Raw genomic sequence first — 18,898 nt, 5'->3', positions numbered from 1 at the left:
CATGAGCAGGCTTGCCTAGAAGAAACTGCGCTGGGCCTTGAGCGTCACCACGCTCTCGCAATAGGTGTTGATCCCCGAATAAGCATCGCAGCCGCCACCGGTCAGGTTCGAGTCGCTGTAGATCAGGTTCAGGTCCAGGCCCAACCAGGGCCGCGACAGCTGCATGGACCAGTCGGAGAAACCGTTGACCTGGCTGCCGTCGCCAATCGTGAACGGGGTGCCGAGCCGATGATGTGCAAGCTTGACCGTCAGGTCGGCATTGAGCAGGGGAACCTGCCCGAAATCGGCATACAAGGTGCCGATCCGGTTGCTTGGGTTGTCACGCAATGCCCCGCCGAAGCGGCTGCCCATGATCGAAATACCCCCATACAGCGCATGGCTCTCTGCGCCTGCGATGTTGGGTTGGCTGTAGTGAATGACGCCGATCTCGTAACCCAAGGTACTGTCGAAGTGATGCTTGTAGCCCACGTAGTTATCGACCCGCAGGGTGGACCCTGGCGCCACGCCCATGCTGGGTGTGTACTGCCCTACGTACCACCCGCTGGTGTGACTGAAGTCCAGGCCGCCATGAAAGGCGCCGGTAGCGGCTGGGGAAATAAGCCCCTGGGCCATGCTGCGGGTAGGGGTCGTACTGAGGGTAAAGTCGAAGTCGCCCACTTCACGTTTGATCTGCTGGGCCAGGAGCGTGGGGCTGAACAGCAGGGCCGCGCTCAGCACTAGAAGGGGCCTGGTCATGGTCGGCTTCCTGAAGGGCTTGCAGTAGAGCCTTGAAGGATACCGGGCCTGGCCCCAGGAGGAAACCTCATGGCCTGCTCAAGTACGCAATTGCCTGTCGCGACGTGCAAAAAAAGCGCGCCCCCTGAGGAGCGCGCCCTGGACATTGCGCAGCTTCGGTGATCAGGCCACTTTCACGATCCAGCCTGCCGGCGCTTCAATGTCGCCGCTCTGAATGCCGGTCAGCTCGTTGTAGAGCTTCTGGGTAACGGGGCCGACCTTCTCAAGGTCATGGAACACATGCAGCTTGCCGTTATACTCGATGCCGCCGATGGGGGTGATCACCGCCGCGGTACCGCAGGCACCTGCCTCGATGAAGCGATCCAGCTGGCTGATTTCCACATCCCCTTCGATGACAGTCAGGCCCAGGCGAGACTGCGCCAGCTCCATCAGGGACAAGCGGGTGATGCCGGGCAGTACCGAAGCCGACTTGGGCGTCACGAATTCGTTATTGGCCGTGATGCCGAAGAAGTTGGCCGAGCCCACTTCCTCGATCTTGGTATGGGTCAACGGGTCGAGGTAGATGGCATCGGCGAAGTTGGCCTTTTTCGCCTCATAGCCTGGCTGCAGGCTGGCCGCATAGTTGCCACCGACCTTGGCAGCGCCAGTACCTTGCGGGGCTGCCCGGTCGAAGCTGGAGATCTGGAAGTTGTGTGGCTTCATGCCGCCTTTGAAGTACGAGCCTACCGGGATGGCGAAGATGGAAAAGATGAACTCCGGCGCGGTGCGCACGCCAATGTTGTCACCCGTGCCGATGACGAATGGGCGCAGGTACAGGGCGCCTTTGCCGTGGGGTGGCACGAAGCGCTCATTGGCCTTGACGACCTGCTTGCAGGCTTCGATGAACACGTCTGTAGGCACGTGGGGCATCAGCAGGCGCGCGCAACTGCGCTGCATGCGAGCAGCATTCTGGTCGGGGCGGAACAGGTTGATCGAGCCATCCTTGCAACGGTAGGCCTTCATGCCTTCGAAGCACTGCTGGCCGTAATGCAGGGCCGTGGAGCCTTCGCTGATATGCAGCACGTTGTCTTCGGTCAGGGTGCCTTCATCCCACGCGCCATCGCGCCAGACAGACAGATAGCGTTTATCGGTCTTGATGTAGTCGAAGCCGAGCTTGTCCCAGTTAATGCTTTCGTTGCTCATGACACCCTCGTTGTCTTGCAAGTGCCCACGTTGGGGCTGCTGTTATATGCGCACACGCCACCTTAATACATCTTCGCCGGATCGGAAATGTCCTATCACGACTTGGTACCCGGCCCCGCAAGGTGCAAGTAGCTGTCGAGTCTTAGCGCATCGAGCTGCACCTAGTCGTGATACGCACTCTGTGCGAACCAGAAGATGCTCGCCGCGGCGTCCCCACAGCCTCGACAACGGTTGACCACCCGACGGCCACTGCGTAGCCTTGGCCGTTCGAGGTTCTTCGGCCAGGCCGGAGCTAAGACGGGAACGCGGTTCAAGCCGCGGCTGCCCCCGCAACTGTAGGCACCATCGATGAGTCGACACTGCCACTGCGCCAAGCGCGGGAAGGCGTCTTCTCCCAAGCCCGGTCCTGATGACCGTGCCTGGCGCAGGTGCAAGCCAGGAGACCTGCCTCGCAACGTTTTCGACTTTAAACCGGGCGGGGTGATCCGGTGGCGAACATGCCCGGCCAGTCTGGTCGACGGCACTCGTCCTGGATGCCCACGCCATTCTGCCAAGGGCACTGCAACATGAAAACACTGGCCAAGCTCCCCGTTACCATCGTCACCGGCTTCCTGGGCTCGGGCAAGACCACCCTGTTGCGCCACATGCTCGACAATGCCCAAGGGCGACGCATCGCCGTGATCGTCAACGAATTCGGCGAGCTGGGCATTGATGGCGACATCCTCAAGCAGTGCAGCATCGGTTGCACCGAAGAAGAGGCCAATGGCCGCGTGTACGAACTGGCCAACGGTTGCCTGTGCTGCACCGTTCAGGAAGAGTTCTTCCCGGTGATGCGCGAACTGGTGGCGCGCCGCGGCGACCTGGACCATATCCTGATCGAAACCAGCGGCCTGGCTCTGCCTAAGCCACTGGTCCAAGCCTTCCAGTGGCCTGAGATCCGCACCGCCTGCACCGTCGATGCGGTGATCACCGTGGTCGACAGCCCTGCCGTTGCCGCAGGCACTTTCGCCGCCTATCCGGACCAAGTCGACGCCCAGCGCAAGCTGGACCCTAACCTGGACCACGAGTCCCCTCTGCACGAGCTGTTCGCTGACCAACTGGCCAGCGCCGACCTGGTCGTGTTGAACAAAGCCGATCTGATTGACGCCGACGGCCTGGCCAAGGTACGTGCCGAGGTCGCTGAAGAGCTGCCAGCGGCCGTCAAAGTTATCGAAGCCAGCAGTGGCAAATTGCCGCTGGAGGTGTTGCTGGGCCTAGGCGCCGAGTCCGAGCAGCACATCGACGCCCGCCCGACCCACCACGATGCCCATCACGACGGCGATGACCATGACGATCATGACCATGATGCCTTCGATTCCATCTCCATCGACCTGCCCGAATCCGATGAGCGAGTGCTGATCGAGGCGCTCAACCAACTGGTGGTCGAGTACGGCATCCTGCGCGTCAAAGGTTTCGCCGCCATTGCCGGCAAGCCGATGCGCTTGCTCATCCAGGGGGTAGGCACGCGCTTTGACAAGCACTTCGACCGCGCCTGGCGTGCCGAAGAACCGCGCATCACACGCCTGGTGCTGATCGGTCAGGACCTTGACCCTGCCCAGCTCGAAGCGCGTCTGCGCCAGGCCTTGGGCGCCTGACCCATGCACCTGCTGCGGACCCAGCCCGGCGGCTTCGTGCCGGACGATAGCATCGCCGACCTCGGCCAGACCCCTGCCGAACTGGTTATTCTCTGCAGCGGTGATTCGCACCTGGCCCTGCTCGCCGACAGCGCCGAGCAACTGCCCGGCGACTTCCCAAGCCTGCGCCTGGCCAACCCCATGCAGGTGCAGAACCACGCCTCGGTCGACCTTTATGTCGATCAGGTCTTGCAGCATGCCAAGGTCATCCTGGTGTCGCTGCACGGCGGCGTGGGGTACTGGCGCTACGGCGTGGAACAGTTGGTCACGCTCGCCGCGCGCGGCGTGCACGTGATCCTGGTGCCCGGCGACGACCGTCCCGACCCGGAACTGACCGGGCTCGGGTCCGTGCAGGGGGAGCAAGCCGAGCAGTTGTGGCACTACCTGCGCCAAGGTGGCAAGGCCAACGCACTCAACCTGTTCTATTACCTTGCCAGTCAGTGGCTGGACCGTGACTATTGCTGGTCCGAGCCGCGGGCGTTGCCCCGCACCTCGGTCTACCACCCTCAGGTGGGCAGTGGGGCGCTGGAGGACTGGTTCCCACACTGGGATACCGATTATCCGGTGGCGCCAATACTGTTTTATCGTTCGCACCTGCAGGCGGCGAACACGGCCTTCATCGATGTGTTCTGCCAGCGCCTGCAGGCAGCAGGTTTGAATCCGTTGCCCATTGCGGTGGCCAGCCTGAAGGAAAGCGCCTGCCTGGAACAGGTTGAGGCATGGCTCGACATTGTCGGCGCCGAGGTGGTGCTCAATACCACCGGTTTTGCCCTGTCCAGCCCTGAGCGTCCTAACCTGCGCCCGCTAAGACGAGACATACCCGTGTTGCAGGCCATTTGTGCGCAGGACAACCAGCCGGGTTGGGAGGCCAGCGAGCAGGGCTTGGGCGCACGTGACCTGGCCATGCACATTGTGCTGCCCGAACTGGACGGGCGCATCATCACACGGCCGGTCAGCTTCAAGGACATGGCCTGGCACAGCGAGCGCAGCCAATCGGATGTGGTGTGCTACCGCGCGCACCCCGAGCGCATGGATTTTGTGGCCGAGCTGGCACGGCGCTGGGTGACCCTGGCGCGCCAGCCCAATGCGCACAAACGCGTGGCGTTGATTCTGGCCAACTATCCCACGCGCGATGGGCGCATTGGCAATGGCGTTGGCCTGGACACGCCGGCTGCGGCGCTCAATATCTTGCGTGCGCTGCGCACTGAAGGGTACCCGGTCAGCGAGCTGCCCGAGAGTGGCACCCAGCTGATCCATCACTTGCTGGGCGGTGTGACCAACGACCTGGACCACATCGATCAACGGCCGTGCGCCCAGAGCATGAGCCTGGTCGATTACCAGGCAGCATTCGATCGCCTGCCGGCCGCCAACCGCCAAGCGGTACTGGAACGCTGGGGGCCACCCGAGCAGGATCCAATGTTCCGCGAGGGCCGCCTGATGGTGGCAGGGGTGCGCATGGGGATGACCTTCGTCGGCATCCAGCCAGCACGTGGTTATCAGCTAGACCCCAGCGCCGTTTATCACGACCCGGACCTGGTGCCACCCCATGGGTACCTGGCGTTCTATTTCTGGCTACGGCATGGGTATGCCGCCGATGCCGTCATCCATGTCGGCAAGCACGGCAACCTGGAATGGCTGCCGGGCAAGGGGGTAGGGCTGTCTGATACATGCTGGCCGGATGCGCTGCTCGGCCCGCTGCCTAACATCTATCCGTTCATCGTCAACGATCCGGGTGAGGGCGCGCAGGCCAAGCGGCGCACGCAAGCGGTGATCATCGATCACCTGATGCCGCCGCTGACCCGCGCCGAGACCTATGGCCCGCTGCGCCACCTGGAGCAATTGGCCGATGAATTCTACGAAGCACAACTGCTCGACCCGCGTCGCGCCCGGGAGCTGCAACGCGACATCCTCGAACTGGTCAGGACCCATCACATCGACCGGGAATTGCAGCTCGAAGGGCAGCTTGACGATGCAACCGTCTGGTTGCCACGCCTGGACACCTACCTGTGCGACCTCAAGGAATCGCAGATCCGCGATGGTTTGCATGTATTCGGCCAGTCGCCCGAGGGCCGATTGCGCCTGGATACGCTGCTGGCACTGCTGCGTGTCGAGCGTGGCGATGGCCGTGGCGGCAATGCGAGTGTGTTGCGCGCCCTGGCCAAGGCACTGGTCCCAGGCTTCGATCCGCTCGACTGCGACCTTGGGCAACCCTGGGAAGGCCCACGGCCTCTGCTACTGATGAACATCAGCGACCAGGCCTGGCGCACGGCCGGCGATACGCGCGAGCGCCTCGAACTGCTGGCATTGCAGGTTATCGAAGGTGCGCTCGACGGCTCGCTGCCAGCGTTGGAGGTGGAACTTGGAGCGCCCGTCCAGGCCGTTGTCGATCATCTGCTCGCTACAGTGGCGCCGAGCCTGGACGCCTGCGGCGCCGCCGAGATGAATGGGTTGCTTGCAGCGCTCGCTGGGCGCTTCGTGCCGGCCGGTCCTAGCGGCGCACCCAGCCGCGGGCGGCTTGACGTGCTGCCCACAGGCCGCAATTTCTACACCGTCGACGTGCGTAACTTGCCGACCACGACAGCGTGGCGGCTAGGCTTTACGTCGGCCAACCTGATACTCGAACGTCATTTGCAAGATCATGGTGACCACTTGCGTCAGCTCGGGCTGTCGGTGTGGGGAACCGCGACCATGCGTACCGGTGGGGACGACATTGCCCAGGCCATGGCGCTGATGGGCGTGCGCCCAGTGTGGGCCACCGGCAGCCAGCGGGTCGACGATTTCGAGATACTGCCACTCAGCCTGCTGGATCGTCCGCGGGTGGACGTGACGCTGCGGGTGTCGGGTTTCTTCCGGGACGCCTTTGGCAGCCTGATCCGCCTGTTCGATGCTGCCGTCCAGGCCGTGGCCGGACTTGATGAGCCCGATGATCTTAATCCGTTGGCTGCGCGCGTGCGCGGTGAGCGTCTGGCCTTGCAGCAGCAGGGCCTAGACGCTGAGCAGGCGGCTCGACAGGCCGGTTGGCGCGTCTTCGGCGCCAAGCCCGGTGCCTATGGGGCTGGCATCCAGAATGCGATTGATGGGCGGCTGTGGCAGACCCGTGAAGACCTGGCCGAGGTCTACCTGAACCATGGCAGCTATGCCTATGGCGCCCAGGACGAGGGGACGCCGGCCAGGGCGCAGTTCGTCGAGCGCCTGAGCAAGGTGCAGGCAGTGCTGCAAAATCAGGACAACCACGAACACGACGTGCTGGATTCCAACGATTACTACCAGTTCCAGGGCGGCATGCTGGCGGCCACCGAAACGCTGGCCGGCGCGTCCGTGGCCAGTTACCACGGCGACCACAGCCAGGTGGACCGACCGCGCATCCGTACATTGAAGGAAGAACTCAACCGCGTGATCCGCGCGCGCGCGCTGAACCCCAAGTGGATCGATGGCGTCAAACGCCACGGCTACAAAGGGGCGTTCGAGATGGCGGCGACGGTCGACAACCTGTTCGCCTTCGACGCCACGACGCACCTGATCGACGATCACCATTACCAGTCGCTGGCCGATGCCTACGTGCTGGACCCGGCGACCCGCGACTTCATGCGCGAGCACAACCCGCAGGCGCTGCGCGACCTCACCGAGCGGCTGATCGAGGCGCAGCAACGCGGCCTCTGGCAGTCCCCCGGCGAGTACCGCGATGCCCTGGAAGAACAGCTGCTCGATGGCGAGGAACAGGCTTGAAATGAACGACGCTGCACAATTTCCCCTGGCCGCCGTAGTGGGCGCCGACGATTTGAAGTTGGCCCTGTGCCTGACGGCCATCGATCCCAGGATCGGCGGGGTGCTCATCGAAGGCCCGCGTGGCATGGCCAAGAGCACCCTGGCCCGCGGCCTGGCTGACCTGCTGGGCGATGGGCCTTTCGTGACCTTGCCGCTGGGCGCCAGTGAAGAGCGCGTGGTGGGCACACTCGATTTGGATGCCGCACTCGGGCAGGGCAAGGCGCAGTTCTCCCCCGGCGTGCTGGCCCAGGCCAATGGTGGCGTGCTCTATGTCGATGAAGTCAACCTGCTGCCGGACACCTTGGTCGACCTGTTGCTCGATGTCGCCGCCAGTGGTACCAACCGCATCGAACGCGACGGCATTTCCCATCGTCACGATGCCCGCTTCGTCTTGATCGGGACCATGAACCCCGAGGAAGGCGAGTTGCGCCCTCAGCTACTCGATCGCTTCGGTCTGAATGTGGCGCTCGACGGTCTACCCGCGCCTGATGCACGGCAACAGATCATCCGGCGCCGGCTGGCCTTCGACCATGACCCCCTGGCGTTTTGTGCCCAGTGGGCACCGGCCCAGGAGGCCTTGCGCAAGCGCTGTCAGGCAGCGCGCCAGGCGCTGGACGACATTGCACTGGATGACCGGACCTTGGCCAGCATCACCGAACGCTGCTTCGCCGCTGGAGTCGATGGGCTGCGGGCCGATCTGGTGTGGCTGCGCGCGGCCCGCGCCCACTGCGCATGGCGCGGGGCGGCGGCCATCGAGGCGGCAGATATCGATGCGGTGGAAGATTTTGCCTTGCGCCATCGCAGGCAATCGCCCGCCCAGGCTACTGCGCCCGCAGCGCCCGAGCAGCCGCAGTCACAGACCGGCAACAGCTCGGCCGAGAAGGGCGGGCAGGGGGACTGGGGGGCTTTGGCCCCGCAGCCTGTGGCAAGCGGGCCAAGGCGTGAGGTGCCGAACTGGGCAAAAAAGCCCTGAGCATCCGTCAGCCGGCCAAGACGACGGGTGCGCGAGCAGGCAAGGGCGCGCGCGCAGGTGCAAGCCGCGGTCGAGCCCAGGCGGCCAGTGCTGGCCGGGTCGCTTGGTTACAAAGCCTATTGAAGGGCCGGCCCAGGCACCGCGACGATTTGTGCTGGCACAACCGCAGGGGCACACCGGCCCAGCTATGGCTGATCATCGTCGATGCCTCCGCTTCGACACGTCGTCATCAGGCGCTCGCGCACACCAAAGGACTATTGGCCACGTTATTCGACCATGCCTACCGCCAGCGGGCACGGCTGGCTTTATTGACGGCAAGTGGCAGTGCCCCACAATGGCAGCGCCATGGACTCAAAGCTTCGGCGGCGCTGCAACCCTGGCTGCAGGCGCTGGGCGCGGGAGGCGGCACGCCGTTGCTGCCGGCGCTGGAGCAAGCAAGGCAGTGGCTGGGCGCTCGGCGCAAGGCCCATCCTAACGAGGAAGTACGCTGCCTGGTGTTCACCGACGGCCGCCTGCAGCAATGGGGTACCGTCGAGCCCTTGCCGTGCTGCACATTGCTGGTGGACATGGAACTGACACCGGTCCGCCTGGGCCGTGCTCGCCTTCTGGCACAGCAATTGGCAGCGGACTATCAACACCTGCTAAGTTTCGAAGCGGTGAAGTAACAGCGGTGTGGTGCGGCAACAAGTCGCACGCAAGAAGGGTAAACAGGGACGGCTGGAAGTGCATGTGCGTGGCAGAGCACGCACATGTCGAAGCTGTTCATTTACTTGGGCATCGACCAAGGCTGCAGGTGGTAGCCTTTTTCACAAAGTTCAGCGCGTACTTCTTCGATCAGGTTAAGCCACTGGGCTTTGTCAGAATAAGTTTGCGAGGTTACCTGCTTGCTGCCGATGCGGGCGCTGGTACGGTCGATGACCGCCAGGCTCAGGTCGCCAGTGCCGTTGGGGGCGTCCCAGGCCACGCAGTGGAAGGGTTCGAAGGCGTGGTCGGCGATCAGCAGTGCTTCGTTGACACGGAGCGGGGCATTCATGGTTCGGTCTCTCTGTGGTCCCAAACATTCAAGTGACGTCCGCGTTGCTTCAAGGTCGCCTCATGTATCGCGAAATGCAGCGCGGGGTTATGTGTACTGATGCTCGACAACCGGCATCGAGTCACATGGGTACAGCAAAATAATCAACGATTATTCATTTTTCGTTCTAACGCGCCCCATGTGAGGACGTTACCCATCGAAAATTCCCCCGCCAAGTTACGAAAAGCCGTATTGGCAGACAAACGGTCATAGGCACCGTCAACTTCATTGCTACTGTTATTCGGGCGCCACAACTTACTGTTTTACTTCAAGAAACCAATACTTGGCGCCAAGGATCGGTCATGCAACAAACCGCAGTGCAACGCCGCCTGCTCATCGTCGATCCTTGTGACGATTGCCAGCGCCTGACGCCTGGCTTGCTAGAGGCTGGGTGGGATGTCGACAGCTGCACCTTGGCGCAGGCATTGGAACATCGCTGCGATGTAGGCGTATTGCGCCTGGATGAGGCGCATCTCAAACACCCGGACGTGGTCAAGGACATGATCAAGCGCAGCAACACCGAGTGGATCGCGGTACTGAGCGCCGAACAACTGCGCTCCCCGGCCTTCGGGGATTTCGTCTGTGAATGGTTTTTTGATTTCCATACCTTGCCCTTCGATGAGTCGCGGGTACAGGTCACCCTGGGCCGGGCCTTTGGCATGGCGCGGCTGCGTGGCAAGGGCACGGTCAAGGCGCTCGACACCCAAGACGAGTTGCTGGGCGAGAGCCGGCCGATTCGAGAGTTGCGCAAACTGCTGGGTAAGCTGGCACCGACCGAGTCGCCTGTGCTGATCCGCGGCGAAAGCGGCACGGGGAAGGAGCTGGTGGCGCGTACGCTACACCGCCAATCGCAGCGTAGTGGCCAGCCGTTCGTGGCGATCAACTGCGGGGCCATCCCCGAGCACTTGATTCAGTCCGAACTGTTCGGGCACGAAAAGGGCGCATTTACAGGTGCCCATCAACGCAAGATCGGGCGCATCGAAGCGGCTAACGGCGGCACGCTGTTTCTCGATGAAATAGGCGACCTGCCGCTGGAGTTGCAGGCCAACCTGCTGCGCTTTCTCCAGGAAAAGCACATTGAGCGGGTGGGGGGCAGTCAGCCAGTACCGGTGGATGTGCGGGTGTTAGCCGCCACCCACGTGGATTTGGAGAGGGCCATCGAGCAGGGCCGCTTCCGGGAAGACCTGTACTACCGCCTGAACGTGCTGCAGGTGGTGACCGCTCCGTTACGCGACCGCCATGGCGATTTGCCGATGCTGGCCAACCATTTTGCCCATTTCTACAGCCTGGAAACCGGCAGGCGGCCTCGCTCCTTCAGTGAGCATGCGCTAACGGCAATGGGGCAGCACGATTGGCCCGGTAACGTGCGTGAATTGGCCAACCGGGTGCGCCGCGGGCTGGTGCTTGCCGAAGGGCGTCAGATCGAGGCCAAGGACCTGGGTTTGCAGCCATTTGCGCAACAGCCGCCGCTGGGCACCCTGGAAGAGTACAAGCACAAGGCCGAGCGCCAGGCGTTGTGCGATGTGCTGGACCGTCACAGCGACAACCTCAGCGTTGCAGCCAAGGTGCTGGGCATCTCACGGCCGACCTTCTACCGTTTGTTGCACAAGCACCAGATTCGCTGAAGGCGCAGGCGGCGTACGACGCGCCTCAGTGAGGCGCGCGGACGATGGTCTTGAGCAGATCTTCCGGGCTGATGTGGCCGACGACCTGGGCCACGGCGCTGCCAGGGGTCGGCAAGTCGATGATGTGGTTCTTCATCTTGCCGATCACATGCATCTCGCAGGGTTTACAGTCGAACTTCAGGGTCAGTACTTCATCCCCTTGAACCAGCTGCATCGGCGCCACCTTGGTGCGCACTCCGGTCACCCCTTTGGCCTGTTTGGGGCACAGGTTGAAGGAGAAGCGTAGGCAGTGCTTGGTGATCATCACCGGCACCTCACCATGCTCCTCATGGGCTTCATACGCCGCGTCGATCAACTGCACCCCATGGCGGTGATAGAAATCCCGGGCTTTCTGGTTGTAGACGTTGGCCAGGAACGACAGGTGCGACTCGGGATACACCGGCGGCGGCGAGGTTTCCGGCTTGCGCCGGCCATGGGGGTGCGCCTGGATGCGTTGCTCGGTCAGCGTCTCGATGGCCTGCCGGCGCAGGGCCTTGAGCTGCGAGTTGGGAATGAAGAACGCCTGGGGGGCATCCAACTCGATGCTGTCGGCGTGGTAGAGCGTGGTGCCGAGTTGGCCAAGCAGATCATGCAGCTGGTCCAGTGCTTGCTCTGGCTTGTTCGCCGGGCCGAATGGGCCATCCAGGGCGACTTGCACATGCACGCCTTCCTCGCTGGTCACGTTCAGGGTCAAGCGCTCCTCGCGTAATACCGCCTGCCAACGTACGCCGATGCGGCGCTCGGCCGAGGTCCGTTGCAGGGCCTGCTGCCAGTTGTGGTCCAGATTGCGCGAAAGCGGATGGTTTGGCCTTAGCTTGTGCAGCCCGGCAGGCATCTCGTTCGGTTCCACCCGGTAGCGCCAGCGTTTTTGGCCATCTTCTTCGAACTCGCCGCGTGCCTCGGCGATGTTGGCCCTGAACCCCACCACTTCACGCTTGATCAGCACATTGAGGCCATCGCCGTTGGTCAAGGGTACGTCGGTGACGACCTGCAGGTCGCGCTTGCCCACTTTTTCCACCACACCCACCGGCAGGCCGGTGAACGTAGGGGAGTCGAAGGCGCCGATATCGACCTTGCGGTCAGTCACGAAGTAGTCGGTGCTGCCGCGGTGGAAGGTCTTGTCCGGATCCGGTACGAAGAAGTGCGCGGTACGGCCGCTGGAAGCGCGAGCCAGGGCAGGTCGGTCTTCCAGGATGGCGTCGAGCTCCTTGCGGTAATGGGCCGTGATGTTCTTCACATAGCCCATGTCCTTGTAGCGCCCCTCGATCTTGAATGAGCGTACGCCGGCATCGACCAGGTCGCGCAGGTTGGCGGTCTGGTTGTTGTCCTTCATCGACAGCAGGTGCTTTTCGAACGCGACCACCCGACCTTGGTCGTCCTTGAGCGTGTAGGGCAGTCGGCACGCCTGGGAGCAGTCGCCCCGGTTGGCGCTGCGACCGGTCTGGGCGTGGGAGATGTTGCATTGCCCGGAGAATGCCACGCACAGTGCACCATGGATGAAGAACTCGATGGCGGCGTCGGTTTCGGCGGCGATCGCACGGACTTGCTGCAAGTTCAGCTCGCGTGCAAGTACCAGCTGAGAAAAGCCGGCCTGGTCGAGAAACTTGGCCCGCTCCAGGGTACGAATGTCGGTCTGGGTACTGGCATGCAGCTCGATGGGTGGAATGTCGAGCTCCATGACCCCCAGGTCCTGCACGATCAGCGCATCGACGCCGGCGTCGTACAGCTGGTGAATCAGCGCGCGCGCCGGCTCCAGCTCGTTGTCATGCAAGATGGTATTGATGGTGGTGAACACGCGCGCATGGTAGCGATGGGCGAATTCGACCAACTCGGCGATATCGCCCACCTCGTTGCAGGCGTTATGACGGGCGCCAAAGCTAGGGCCGCCGATATAGATGGCATCGGCGCCATGCAGGATGGCCTCGCGGGCGATGGCCACGTCGCGGGCAGGGCTGAGCAGTTCCAGGTGATGCTTGGGAAGGGACATGTCGTTATGGTTTCGGCTGTCACGGTATAGCCGGGCATTGTACCGACGATTCGGCCGGGCGACACCATCGGGCTGCGCTGGTCGGATGAATGCCTCTTGTCAGGCTGCGCCTGTGTTTCAACGACCTGGTATTTATGGCAGTTGCCTACAGTAGGCTCTCTGGACAGAGTAGGGCTGACAAGTCCATTGATGCAGGGAGGTGTATAACATGCTCAGGCCGGCATCCGCTTCAGGGCGTTGTCGCTTAACCCTTGTCACGCCTACGGCCTATACCCCGTATGGCTATAGCGCCATCGCACGCCTTTCCCAAACGGGTTACGTTGGGGCGGTACAGGAGGGGCTGCGGGGCTGTTATGGGTTTGGCCAGGGCTATAGATACCTCAACAGTGTCATGATGAGATTTGAAACACCCGATTCGTTGAGTCCGTTCGACCAGGGCGGCCTCAACGCCTATGCGTATTGCGCAGGCGATCCAGTCAATCACGTCGACCCAACTGGACACCTATTGGAAAGATTGAAGTTTTGGAAGCGGCCCAGATCTGCTCCCATGACGCCGTTAAAGCCGGAGATCGATTTTGGATTGGCGCAGGCCAGAGCACAACTCAAGCACACGCTCGGTATTTTACTGCGCCCAGAGAAAAGCAATGATTTGCGCAGTAATTTCATGGCTACATTGCGCGATAAACGCTTTAGAGAGCCCGCAGCGCAAGCGCTTGGTACCGACTGGCTCAATCGTCTTGAATCCAATCAGAAGGTTTGGGAATTTTTTGCTTCCGGAGAGTACCTGGACAGGCACTTCACCCGAATTCTGAAGCCTGATGCTGCCATCATCACCCGCTACATTGCAACAGAAGCTACCCTTGCGGCCTCTGGAATCGGACCAGAATCTTTTGCCAAACAGCTGAAATCTTTTCGAGTCGCTTCAATGGCACAGCTCGACCGTTCCGTTTTGCTTGAACTCAAAAAAATCAGACAGCAGCTTTAGCTCATGGTCCTGCACTGATTCTATCGGCCCAGACAAGGGCCGGCGGCGGCGTGGCATGGCTACCCTAGGGCGAGGGTTGAGCACGACCACTGCGAGCCGCCGCCAACGTGCGGCATTGAGACACCTGCCAGCAGGCGGCTAAGCGTCACTTCTTGGCCGCCATTGCCGTTACTTCCACGCGCATGCCCTCGAACGCGAGCGCCGCCACGCCTACGGCAGCGCGCACCGGCCAGGGTTTAGTGAAGAAACGTTGATAGACCCGGTTGAAGGCGGCGCGGTCGGCCATATCGGTCAGGTAGATGGTCAGGTGCAGCACCCGGTCCATGCCGCTGCCGGCTTTCTCCAGGGCATCCTTCAAAGCCTGCAACGTGCATTCGCTCTGCTCGACGATATCTCCCAACGCCAGGCTACCGTCAGGGTGTACCGGGACTTGAGTGGTCACCAGCATCCCGTTGTATTCGGCGACATCGGAGGAAATGGATTCTGGGTCGCTGTCCGGGGTGTAGACGATATCTGCATGTGCCATGAGGTCTGCCTTGCGGGGTAGAAAAGCCTCAAGCCTACGCGAGCGGCCTGCGCCGGTCGAGAGGCCGGTTTTTTGCAAAGCGCGGCATTCGCGGTCAGAATCGCCGCCATTGCAGAGAGGCTTACCGTGAACGAACACACCTTGTCCATGCGCCTGGAGCGCGTGGCCACCCATGTGCCTGAAGGCGCTCGTCTGGCTGATATTGGCTCTGATCATGGCTACCTGCCCGTGGCGTTGATGCTTCGCGAGCGCATTGAGTACGCAGTGGCCGGGGAGGTCGCCAACACCCCCTTCGCGGCCGCTCAACGCAATGTGCGCAAGCAGGGGCTGGAGCGGCGCATTGCCGTGCGCTTAGCCGATGGGCTGACAGTCATCGCGCCTGATGACCGCATCACGGTCGTCAGCCTGTGCGGCATGGGCGGCGAAACCATCTGCGAGATTCTCGAAGCGGGCAGGGCACACCTGGCGGGTGTCGAGCGCCTGGTACTGCAACCCAATGGCGCCGAGCCGCAGGTGCGTCAGTGGCTGATGAGCAATGGCTACCGTATCGTCGCCGAAGATGTTCTGCGCGAGCATCGCTTCGACTACGAAATCATCGTGGCCGAACCCGGTTATGTGGCCTACAACCCTCAGCAGTTGTATTTCGGCCCCCTGTTGATGCAGGACCATGGCCAGGCATTTCACGTAAAGTGGCAACGCATGCTTGGGCAAAAGAAGCAGACCCTTGCCAACTTCGCCCAGGCCCGCGTTGCCGTACCGCCGGCCAAGGTCGCAGACTTCGAACAACAGGTGGACTGGATCACCCGGCTGCTGGCCGAACGCCCCCACACCGAGGACTAGCCTTCATGGACATGTTGCAGGCCATGCGTACCTTCGTGCGGGTGGTGGAGTGCGGTAGCTTTGCCGCGGCGGCCAACGCGCTGGACATCTCCGCTGCTCAAGTCTCGCGCATCGTGGCGGAGCTGGAGAATCAGCTGCAAACCCGATTGCTGCACCGCACCACCCGACGCTTGCGCATGAGCGAGGCCGGGGAGCGGTTTCTTGAGCGCGCACGGCAGATACTGCTATTGACCGACGAGGCAGTGGGAGAGGCGCGGGGTGCTCACCTCACGCCCCGTGGCCGGCTACGCGTGCATTGTCCGCATGGGCTTGGATTGCTGTTGATGCCGTTGGTGGCGGGCTACAACGCGCTTTGTCCCGACGTGGTCATCGAGCTTACGCTTTCCCAGCGCAACCCTGACCCGCTCGCTGAAGGGCACGATGTGGTCATCACCGTGGACCAGGCATTGCCGGACTCACAGTTGATTGCCGTCCCCTTGGGCACGATTTTCAGTATTGCCTGTGCCGCTCCCGGCTACCTGGATGAAAAAGGCGTTCCTGCCCGCCCGGACGATCTACACCAGCATCGCTGCCTGCGCATGGCCTACCCGTTGTACGAGGGTGACTGGGTGTTTCCGCAGGCAGGTGGGGATTGCGTCATTGCACCGCAGGACAGCTTCATGACCAACGTGGCGGACGCCATGCTGGTCGCCAGCGAGCTGGGCATGGGTATTGGTCTGCTGCCGTTCTACACCGCCAGCCAAGCCATGGAGCAAGGGCGCCTGTACCGGGTGCTGGCCGACTACAGGCTGCGGGAAAACGCCTTGTATGCGATTTATCCCTCGCGGCATTACCTGGACGCCAAGGTCCGAACCTGGATCGACTACCTCAAGGAGCGACTGCCGCCCATTTTCGCCGCCCACGCCCGCCTGGTCGAAGACCCCCGTTATTGCCGCTGACGGCAGCGGGGCACAAGCTCACGCCGCTGCAGGCCAGGTAGGCCGGGCCTTACAGCGCGTAGTGTTTCAGCTCACGTGCGATCAACATCCGCTGGATTTCGCTCGACCCTTCATAGATCTGGGTGATTCGCGCATCACGGTAGTGTCGCTCGACGGGATAATCCTCAAGGTAGCCGTAGCCACCGTGGACCTGGATGGCCATCGAACACACCCGCTCAGCCATTTCCGAGGCAAACAGCTTGGCCTGTGACGCCTCGGACAGGCAGGGCCTGCCGGCGCTGCGCAGGCGCGCGGCATGCAGGATCAGCAAGCGAGCCGCATTGATCTGCACCTGCATGTCAGCCAACAAGTTCGCAATGCTCTGGTGTTCGTGGATCGGCTTGCCGAACTGGACACGTTCCCGGGCATAGCCCAGCGCCGCTTCGAAGGCAGCCCGGGCGATGCCCAGAGCCTGGGCGGCGATGCCGATTCGGCCGCCTTCGAGATTGGACAAAGCGATTGCCAGGCCTTTACCGCGCTCGCCCAGCAAGTTGCCAGCCGGGATACGGCATTGGTCGAGTGTGACGGCGCAGGTATCGGACGCGCGAATCCCCATTTTGTGTTCGGTACGATCGACCTTGAAGCCGGGGTTGTCTGTCGGTACCAGAAACGCCGACAGCCCTTTCTTGCCAAGGTCAGGATCGGTCACGGCGAACACGACGGCCAGCCCGGCGCGACGGGCATTGCTGACGAACTGCTTGCTGCCGTTGATCACCCACTGCCCGTCGATCAACTCGGCGCGGGTGCGCAGGTTATGGGCCTCGGATCCTGCCTGGGGCTCGGTCAGGCAGAAGCAGCCAATCACCTCGCCACTGGCCAGCCGCGGCAGCCAGTGCTGCTGCTGTTCGGGGCTACCGTAGGCCAGCAACGGGCCGCACCCCACCGAGTTGTGGATGCTCATCAAGGCCCCGGTGGAGCCACACCCGACTGAAATCTCTTCCACCGCCAGCGCATAGGCCACGTAGTCGGTATAGCTACCGCCGAAGGTCTCGGGGACCACCATGCCCAGCAAGCCAAGCTCACCCATGCTGCGCACGACGGCGTCATCGATCCAGCCGGCCTTTTCCCACGTCTGGGCATGGGGGGCGATCTCGCCGCGGGCGAAGTCGCGGGCCATGTCACGGATCATGATCTGCTCTTCGCTCAGTTCCACGTCTTGCATCTGCTTGCTCCCGGGCTCACAGGCCTTCGAAGAATTGGTCGACCCGCTGGCGGTCCAGCCCCTGCAATGTAGGGGGGTTCCAGCGCGGCTGCTTGTCCTTGTCGATGATCAGGGCGCGCACCCCCTCGATGATGTCGCCGTGCTGGAACCACTGGCGATCCAGGTGCAACTCCATGGCGAAGCAGTCTTCCAGGCCCAACTGTCGGCCGCGTCGTAACATCTGCAACGTCACGGCCATGGCCAGTGGGGATCGGGTTTCCAACAGCTCTGCAGTGGCAACGGCCCAGGCATGGCTGTCGCCGATGCTGACGGCACGCAACTGCTCGACGATGGCTGCCATATCGGGCAGGGCGAAGAAGTGATCGATCGCTGGGCGCAGCGCAGCCAGTGGTGGCGCTTCCAGCGCCTGTGTGCCCAGGCGCGCCAACAGGTTCTGCAAATCCTTGAGCGGATTGTCATTGAGGGATAACTGGTCCAGCTCGCGATCAAGGGTTTCGATCTTGTCGCTCGTCACATACCAGTTGGCCAGGCCGCAATACAGGGCATCGGCCGCCTGGACCTGTGTGCCGGTGACGCCGAGGTAGGTCCCCAGCTCGCCCGGCAGGCGGGACAGGAAGTAGCTGCCCCCCACGTCGGGGAAATAGCCGATGCCCACCTCTGGCATGCCCAAGCGGCTGCGCTCGGTGACCACCCGCAGCTCGCAGCCCTGCGCCAAGCCCATGCCCCCGCCGAGGGTAAAGCCGTCCATGAGCACCAGGATAGGCTTGCGGTAGCGGTGTATCAGCAAGTCCAGGGCATACTCTTCGGCGAAGAAAACCGCGTGCAGGTCGTCACCGGCTTTGTAGCTGTCATGCAGCGAGCGGATGTCACCACCGGCGCAGAAGCCCTTCGGCCCTTCGCCGCGCAGTACGACGGCGCGGATGTTCGGATCACCGGCCCACGCGTCCAGGTGCTTGCGCAAGCTGCGCACCATGTCCAAGGTCAGGGCGTTCAACCCAGCGGGGCGGTTGAGACGCAGGTGGCCGATCTGGTTGCGAACCTCGCTCAGAATGTGTTCGGTAACCGGCGTCTGAATAAGCGCTGTCATTGCGGTCTCCCTGCTTGTTATTGATTTTCCATGTGAAATCTGGAGTTCGCTGGAGGATCGCTGGATCCTGGCATGCGAATTTGCCTAGTACAATCGACAATTGTGCAGGGGCATCGTGCATTTTTGCGCCGATGCCCGTTGCGTTGCCAGTCAGCGTGAATGGGAACTGCACGCTGATGGGTCACAGGCGTTCACTGTAGCGCGAACCAGGCGCCAGTAGGCGTTATCGGCGCCCTGCTAAGACACTTACAAGTGTTTCAAGCGGGGCTT

At 62.4% G+C, this 18,898-nt stretch carries 15 protein-coding genes and 1 riboswitch; of the genes, 8 read left to right on the top strand and 7 right to left on the bottom strand.

Features of this window, described 5'->3' with window-relative positions:
* Window positions 1-15: 15 nt before the first annotated feature.
* Window positions 16-735: a TorF family putative porin gene (locus NMB38_RS11780; protein ID WP_023535690.1), complete on the bottom strand. Its 720-nt coding sequence runs from the start codon at window positions 733-735 to the stop codon at window positions 16-18.
* A 162-nt stretch (window positions 736-897) separates the two neighbouring features.
* The gene (locus tag NMB38_RS11775) at window positions 898-1,917 is read right to left on the bottom strand and encodes a branched-chain amino acid aminotransferase (RefSeq protein WP_023535596.1); all 1,020 of its coding nucleotides are present in this window, start codon (window positions 1,915-1,917) and stop codon (window positions 898-900) included.
* A 253-nt stretch (window positions 1,918-2,170) separates the two neighbouring features.
* Window positions 2,171-2,383, top strand: a riboswitch (cobalamin riboswitch).
* 100 nt (window positions 2,384-2,483) lie between these two features.
* On the opposite strand from NMB38_RS11775, the gene cobW reads away from it, so the two are divergent.
* From cobW to NMB38_RS11755, 4 genes are all read left to right on the top strand, one after another.
* Entirely contained in the window at window positions 2,484-3,551 is a 1,068-nt protein-coding gene (gene cobW, locus NMB38_RS11770; protein WP_027914903.1) for a cobalamin biosynthesis protein CobW, read from the top strand.
* Window positions 3,552-3,554: 3 nt separating this feature from the next.
* Window positions 3,555-7,316 carry a cobaltochelatase subunit CobN gene (gene cobN, locus NMB38_RS11765; RefSeq protein ID WP_281211933.1) on the top strand — a complete coding sequence of 1,254 codons (3,762 nt, stop codon included), beginning with the start codon at window positions 3,555-3,557 and terminating at the stop codon, window positions 7,314-7,316.
* A 1-nt stretch (window position 7,317) separates the two neighbouring features.
* Window positions 7,318-8,328 carry a magnesium chelatase ATPase subunit I gene (locus tag NMB38_RS11760; protein WP_027914905.1) on the top strand — a complete coding sequence of 337 codons (1,011 nt, stop codon included), beginning with the start codon at window positions 7,318-7,320 and terminating at the stop codon, window positions 8,326-8,328.
* Between the two features lie 119 nt (window positions 8,329-8,447).
* A complete protein-coding gene (locus NMB38_RS11755) occupies window positions 8,448-8,993 on the top strand; it encodes a vWA domain-containing protein (protein ID WP_027914906.1) in 546 nt (181 codons plus the stop codon).
* 101 nt (window positions 8,994-9,094) lie between these two features.
* Here the strand turns inward: NMB38_RS11755 and NMB38_RS11750 are convergent, their stop codons facing one another.
* A complete protein-coding gene (locus tag NMB38_RS11750; protein WP_023535558.1) occupies window positions 9,095-9,361 on the bottom strand; it encodes a YcgL domain-containing protein in 267 nt (88 codons plus the stop codon).
* A 341-nt stretch (window positions 9,362-9,702) separates the two neighbouring features.
* On the opposite strand from NMB38_RS11750, the gene NMB38_RS11745 reads away from it, so the two are divergent.
* The gene (locus NMB38_RS11745) at window positions 9,703-11,025 is read left to right on the top strand and encodes a sigma-54 dependent transcriptional regulator (protein ID WP_027914907.1); all 1,323 of its coding nucleotides are present in this window, start codon (window positions 9,703-9,705) and stop codon (window positions 11,023-11,025) included.
* A 25-nt stretch (window positions 11,026-11,050) separates the two neighbouring features.
* Here NMB38_RS11745 and NMB38_RS11740 read toward each other — a convergent pair whose 3' ends face one another.
* Window positions 11,051-13,051 carry a peptidase U32 family protein gene (locus tag NMB38_RS11740; RefSeq protein ID WP_494354789.1) on the bottom strand — a complete coding sequence of 667 codons (2,001 nt, stop codon included), beginning with the start codon at window positions 13,049-13,051 and terminating at the stop codon, window positions 11,051-11,053.
* A gap of 208 nt (window positions 13,052-13,259) precedes the next feature.
* Between NMB38_RS11740 and NMB38_RS11735 the strand changes: the two genes are divergently transcribed.
* On the top strand, window positions 13,260-14,036 hold the full coding sequence (locus NMB38_RS11735) for an RHS repeat-associated core domain-containing protein (protein ID WP_081728204.1): 777 nt from the start codon (window positions 13,260-13,262) through the stop codon (window positions 14,034-14,036).
* A 145-nt stretch (window positions 14,037-14,181) separates the two neighbouring features.
* On the opposite strand, the gene NMB38_RS11730 is transcribed toward NMB38_RS11735, so the two are convergent.
* A complete protein-coding gene (locus tag NMB38_RS11730) occupies window positions 14,182-14,562 on the bottom strand; it encodes a RidA family protein (protein ID WP_027914909.1) in 381 nt (126 codons plus the stop codon).
* A 126-nt stretch (window positions 14,563-14,688) separates the two neighbouring features.
* Between NMB38_RS11730 and NMB38_RS11725 the strand changes: the two genes are divergently transcribed.
* Complete coding sequence (locus NMB38_RS11725; protein WP_028687479.1) at window positions 14,689-15,402, top strand: tRNA (adenine(22)-N(1))-methyltransferase; 714 nt, start codon at window positions 14,689-14,691, stop codon at window positions 15,400-15,402.
* 5 nt (window positions 15,403-15,407) lie between these two features.
* The gene (locus NMB38_RS11720) at window positions 15,408-16,340 is read left to right on the top strand and encodes a LysR family transcriptional regulator (protein WP_027914911.1); all 933 of its coding nucleotides are present in this window, start codon (window positions 15,408-15,410) and stop codon (window positions 16,338-16,340) included.
* A gap of 49 nt (window positions 16,341-16,389) precedes the next feature.
* Here NMB38_RS11720 and NMB38_RS11715 read toward each other — a convergent pair whose 3' ends face one another.
* Together NMB38_RS11715 and NMB38_RS11710 are read right to left on the bottom strand one after the other, a co-directional pair.
* Window positions 16,390-17,541 (bottom strand): acyl-CoA dehydrogenase family protein, encoded by a 1,152-nt coding sequence (locus NMB38_RS11715; RefSeq protein WP_281211935.1) that lies wholly within the window; start codon window positions 17,539-17,541, stop codon window positions 16,390-16,392.
* A 16-nt stretch (window positions 17,542-17,557) separates the two neighbouring features.
* Entirely contained in the window at window positions 17,558-18,628 is a 1,071-nt protein-coding gene (locus NMB38_RS11710; RefSeq protein ID WP_281211936.1) for an enoyl-CoA hydratase/isomerase family protein, read from the bottom strand.
* Window positions 18,629-18,898 lie beyond the last annotated feature (270 nt).

It is taken from the genome of Pseudomonas sp. FBCC-B35 (assembly GCF_059133755.1).
This window is presented reverse-complemented; position numbering and strand designations above follow the sequence as displayed.